Here is a 3019-nt window from a genome sequence, read left to right as displayed (position 1 = left end):
GGGCGGCGGCGATGGCGCCGTAGGACCAGCGGGTCGGGTCTTGCTCGCGCAGGCGCCGGATCAGGTGATCGCGCTCGGCGCGTTGGCGGGCGGCGAGCTCCTCGGTCTCGATCGCGCGGCGGTGCAGCTCGCGCGCGCGGGCGAGCAGCGGATCGGAGATCCCCTGAACGCGCGAGGAGGTGGCACCCCGTTCTGGGGTGCCACCTCCTGTGCTAGAGCCCACGTGCGAACTCCGTGATCAGTGACGGAACCGCGGCGTCGAAGCCGGCGATGTCGAGCATGCCCGCATCGCTCGGGTCCGCGATCGAGAACCCGGTCGAGGTCATCCCGACGACCACGAGCTTCGCCGGGATACCCGAGGCGTCGCGGTAGTCCCGCAGCGCCTGGTGCGGGTGGATTTCGCCGGCCCAGGTCTCGTTGTCGGTGTAAACCACGAAGGTGTCGACCTCCAACCGCTGCTCCCGCGCGTAGACCATCGGCAACGCACAGTCGGTCCCACCCATCGGCATCTCGTCGACGACGCGAAGTGCGTCGTCGAGTCGCTGCCGCGGTGAGATCGTCAGCGGCTCCAGGGCTGAGCCCTGAGATCCGCCGACCAACTGGCTGGTGAACCCGACAGCCGAGGCCGCCGGCTCGGTGGCCAGCTGCACCAGCGCGAGCGCTGCCGACGCCTCGCGGGCAGTGATCCCCAGTCCCGAGGCCTGCCACCCCATCGACGCCGAAACGTCGACGGCGAGCAGCGTCCGCGCGCCCGAGGGCTGCACCGCGCCGAACGCCGCGTAGAACGCTGCGTCCAGAGCGTCGACCACTCGACGGCTCGGCTGCCACACACCCGCACCGCGAGCCGAGCGGCCCGAGGCGTAGGTGCGCTGCGCGACCAGCACGTTCACCGGGTGGACCCGCGCTGTGCGGAGCCGGTCGGTGCCAGTGAGCTGAGCACACACCTCCTCGGTCCGCCCACCGAGGTCGGGCAGCAGCCCGAGCCGGGTGAGCCGGGGCAGCTGGCGCATCAGCGCGGTCTGTGGCATCCCGACGTCGAGCAGCGCGTCCCAGACGCGGGCCTCACCAAGCGCAGCGTCCGGGAGCATCTCCCAGGTCAGTCCGAAGTCTCGGACAAGACCGGCCCAGGCTGCGCCGTCGGACGCTGCCTGTGCTCGGACGAAACCCTCGATGAGACGCGGCGCCGCTTCGCCGACCTGGCCACGCACGATCCACTCGAAGGTGTCCTTGAGCGCGGCCGCGTCGGTGACCGGGTGCGCGAGGCGGAGCAGGTCGCGGTGCGACCACCCCTCCCGCTGCCGGTACTTGACCGCCTGGTAGGCGAGCGCGTCCGGCTCCTTGCGCAGGTACCAGTCGCCGACGGCGCGGCGAAGCCCGCGACCCCAGCCGCGGAACTGCTCGACGTAGCCGGCGAACAGGAACAGGTGACTTCCGGTCCGGGCCACGAGCGGCAGGGCGGCGAGGGCCGCCTGCGAGGCAGCCGGGACCGACGCCGCGTACGCGAGCGCGAACAGCGCGGGTTGCTGCCGAGGTGCGGCACCGCGAGTCGAGACGTCCACGATGGTCGCGACGAGAGTCTCGGGGTCCGCGTCCGCGAGACGCTGCAGCACGGCCGCGTTGTCCAGCGCGAGGTCGCGCGCCGAGGCGTAGTAGGTCCCGCCGTCGACACCCAGGGTGAGGAACCGACGCAGGCGAGCGACGTCGTCGAGCTCGAGAACATAACCGCCCGCGGAGTTGGTGACCTGGCCAGGATCTGCCGGCATGGTCTGCGGGGTCCGGCGGGTCGAGATCTGGGCGAGGACATCCATGGTCAGTTCCTTTCTGGGCGGGCGAACGCAAGCCCCACGGGCGGGGTGGTGCGAATCGGACCCATGACATGAGATCACCGGTTCGCTCCGGCCCGTGGGGCGGTGCGTTCACGTGGGAGAGCGGGCGTGTGAGTGCTGCCGGATCCGGGATTCGAACCCGTTCCTGAGCCAGAGATCACCGACAAGCTCCGGCCCGCTCAGGTGAGAGGTGCAGGCGGGCATGTGACGACTGCCGGAGTCCTGCTCTTCCAGTTGAGCTACGCCGCCGAAGCGACGACGGGACTCGAACCCGCAACCTGGCCATTAACAGTGGTAACCGACCGTCTCCGGCCCGCCCGCACCTCTCGCTGTTTCGTTGTGTGCACCAGTGTGTAGCGGACTACACAGGCGGGTCCAGGGAATTACGCCCGAGCAGCCTCTCCACGGCGTCGGCCGCGGCCGACGCGCCCCCGGCAGCCTTGATCTCCCGCGCCATCCAGTCGAGCTGATCCCGAACGTGTGCGTCGCTCTCTGCCTGGGCAATCGCGTCCCACAGCACATCGGCGGTGACGTGCTCGGGATCAAGGCTCGTGCCGAGTCCCAGCTCGACGAGGCGGTCTGCGTTGGCACGCTGCTCCGCCATCTGCGGCAGTGCGATCAACGGCACCCGCGCGTGCAGGCTCTCCATGATGCTGCCCATGCCGGCATGCGTGACGAAGGCGCCAGCGTGCCTGAGCACCTCAAGCTGCGGCACGTGCGCGTGCACCTCGACGTTCGGTGGAATCGGTCCGAGCGTCCCGGGATCGATCTTGCCGATCGCCATCACCACATGCCAGGGCCGACCGGCCGCGGAAGCGAGCACGAGGCGATAGAGGTCGGGCCGATCGTTGTAGGCGGTGCCGAGGGACATCAGGACGACCGGCACCTCCTTCGGCGGGGCCCACGCGCCCTGGAAGGACCGATCGGTCAGTCCAGGACCGACGAACATGTAGCCGTCGGTGAACGTCTCGCCCGCGTACTGGAAGGCACGGGGGATCGTCACCAAGCGGAGTGAGGCCCTGGCGCCGCTCATGAATGACGCGACGTCCATGCCCTGCCCGGCCTTGAGCATCCGGCCGAGCCGAGCCACCTGGACCAGGAAGCGAGGGCTCAGCGGATTGAACCGAGCGTATTCGCGGGTGAGGGACCACTCGTTGTTGCTGACCAAGTTCGGCCAGGTCTCGACGGCGGGG

3 protein-coding genes are annotated in these 3019 nt (G+C 69.9%); all 3 read right to left on the bottom strand.

Annotated elements, in window-relative coordinates:
• On the bottom strand, nucleotides 1-223 hold a 223-nt coding region (locus ACOJSN_RS10330), incomplete at its 3' end, for a hypothetical protein (protein WP_420112412.1).
• Nucleotides 213-1808: a TROVE domain-containing protein gene (locus ACOJSN_RS10325; RefSeq protein WP_420112411.1), complete on the bottom strand. Its 1596-nt coding sequence runs from the start codon at nucleotides 1806-1808 to the stop codon at nucleotides 213-215. The genes ACOJSN_RS10325 and ACOJSN_RS10330, both read right to left, overlap by 11 nt.
• Nucleotides 1809-2187: 379 nt before the next feature.
• The coding region (locus tag ACOJSN_RS10320; protein WP_420112410.1) for a nucleotide disphospho-sugar-binding domain-containing protein at nucleotides 2188-3019 on the bottom strand (832 nt) is incomplete at its 5' end.

Origin of the sequence: Pseudactinotalea sp., from assembly GCF_048594945.1 — a bacterium.
In the GTDB taxonomy this organism is placed as follows: Bacteria; Actinomycetota; Actinomycetes; order Actinomycetales; family Beutenbergiaceae; genus Pseudactinotalea.
This window is presented reverse-complemented; position numbering and strand designations above follow the sequence as displayed.